We start from the raw sequence: 2415 nt of genomic DNA on the forward strand, positions 1-2415 counted from the left end.
TCAGGATTTAGTATATTAGCAGGAACAAATGGAGCAAACATAAATGTAAAGAAAAATGATACTGAAATAGGAATAAATGTAGACTACGATAGAGATGGGAATGTACATGGTGGAGGAGGAAGTGTCTACCATAAAGGAAATGGTTTAGGATTAGGATTTAATAAAAAAGGAGAAATAACAAAATCAAATCTTAGAGTGCATGGAGTAAACTATAACTTACATTTAGACTTAGCGATGCCAGGTGGAGCATTAAAGTTTGCAGATGATTTAACAAATGTTATAAATACTCCTAAAGCATATGCTAGAGCAATAGACGTTTTTAAAAATGTTGAAAAAACTGATTTAGGTACACAAATTTCAGATGCAATGTTAGATAATAATCTTAAGACAGAAACAGAACTTAAATTTTTAAGAAAAGAAATTGCAAAAGCCAAACCAGAAGATAAACCAAAAAAGGCAATAGAATATTTTACTAGAATTGGTGAATTAGGAGGAAAGAAATATAAAGGTGTAATATTTGCAAGTAATAGATTAAATGAAAACAATGAATTAGTTTATGCATCTACTACAAAAGATGATATATTAGTAATATATGTAAATAATGTAGATATATATGATTTAGACAATATGGAAACTTTAGTTGGGTATGAAACAAAAAGATGGAGATATGGTGACGAGGGTGTAGATTATAACTCATTACATTATAAGCAAGATGAGTATGCAAAAATAAAGCCAGGAAAGACAAAAGGGCCAATAAATACAGTTTATATACCAAAAGAAATGATGAAAGAATTTAGACATTATACATATGCTCCAGCTGCAACAAAAAAAGAAATTGCAAAAGAAAGAGAAATGATAGAAAAAGGTTTTTATGGAAAAGAATATAAAAATAAATATATTGGTTTAACTAAGGAACAAAAAATAATAGTTGCAAAAAATATGATAATAGAGAGAAAATTAGCAAAAGAAAATGAAGAAAAGTTTAAACCACAAAAATCTTTAAAATTATTTATTGATAATCCAAATCAAGTTAAAACAACTATTGATTTGAAAGGCTATACTGGAGATCAAGCAGATAAAATGGGATTGACAGCATATAATGATTATAATAAAGATGATACTTTTGGTGAATTTAAAAATCTTAAAGTTATTGAAGTAATAGATGATCCAAAAACAGGATTAAGAGGTTATGCTTTACAAGATATAGAAACAAAAGAATTTATAATCGCATTTAGAGGGACACAATTTAATGATAAAAGAATATTTGAAAAACTAAAAGATTTAAAATCTGATGAACAATTAACTCGTAGAAATAATGATCAATATTTATCAGCATACAAAGAAGTTATGGATTTAATATCTGAAAATTCTGAAATGCAGGGGAAAGTTATTTTACTTGTAGGTCATTCTTTAGGTGGAGGAATTGCGAATTATTTATCTTTAAGAATTGAAAATACACAATCATTTGTTTCTGACCCTACTCCAGTAGTAAAAGATGAAATTTTAAAAAGAGAGATTGCTATAAGAATTGAAAAAGAAAGAAAATTTGCAAAAGAATTAAATACAGATCCAAGAGATGTAAGTGGGTATACAGATTTATTAGGTGTGATTCCAAATAAGGGCTTAGCTAATGGAACAACTAAAAATGAGAATGATGAAATAATAGCCAATTCTCGTTATAAACTAGTTCCTTATTTTGGGGGCAGATATGTTGATGAAAATAATCAAATAAGAACTGAAGTTGCAACATATTATGAAATTTTAGCATTTCAAAATAGTACAAATTTAAAAGAAGAAAATGATAAAGAAGAACAAAAAGCATTAAAAAATGGAGATATTTTAAAATATTTGGAATTATCCAGAAATAGATTTAAAAGATTAATGGAGCATCATCAAAATGCGATTGTTGATTCTAAAGTAGATAAATTTACTAATCAAAAAAAGAAATATAAGATAAAAAATATAAATATTAAAAAAGGAGCAAAAAGATGATAGAAAGTAAAGATAGATTTTTTACATATTTATTCTTCTTTATTTTTCTTGTAACTCCACTATCCTGTTATTTAAATCATAATAATAAAGGATATAAGAAAAAGGTAATTAAGGAATATAAAGAACAAAAAAATATAATAATGAATAAGAATGAAATATCGGTATACCATTATAGTTCTTTTGGAGTACCGCAAGCATCAGGTTATATTGTAGAACATAATAAACCAAAAAAATTAAAAACAAATTATTTTAAAATAGATTATGAAAGTCAATGGAAAAAAGATGATTTGAAACTAGATATTCATTATGTTAGAGAAAAAGAATATATAATAAATGAACTTCTATATGATAAGTCAAAAGGAAATCATTTTGAAAAAATAGATGAATATATCCAAAAGAATAAAGAAAGAATATTTAAAATAT

The 2415-nt window shown here is 25.6% G+C and carries 2 protein-coding genes; both read left to right on the forward strand.

Annotated features, from left to right (window positions below):
* Window positions 1-1992, forward strand: a 1992-nt coding sequence (locus AWT72_RS08295; protein ID WP_156413122.1) for an alpha/beta hydrolase family protein, incomplete at its 5' end; no start/stop codon positions are given.
* A partial coding sequence (locus AWT72_RS09785) for a hypothetical protein (protein WP_197407645.1) occupies window positions 1989-2415 on the forward strand: 427 nt, incomplete at its 3' end. The genes AWT72_RS08295 and AWT72_RS09785, both read left to right, overlap by 4 nt.

Origin of the sequence: Oceanivirga salmonicida (assembly GCF_001517915.1) — a bacterium.
Classification (GTDB): domain Bacteria; phylum Fusobacteriota; class Fusobacteriia; order Fusobacteriales; family Leptotrichiaceae; genus Oceanivirga; species Oceanivirga salmonicida.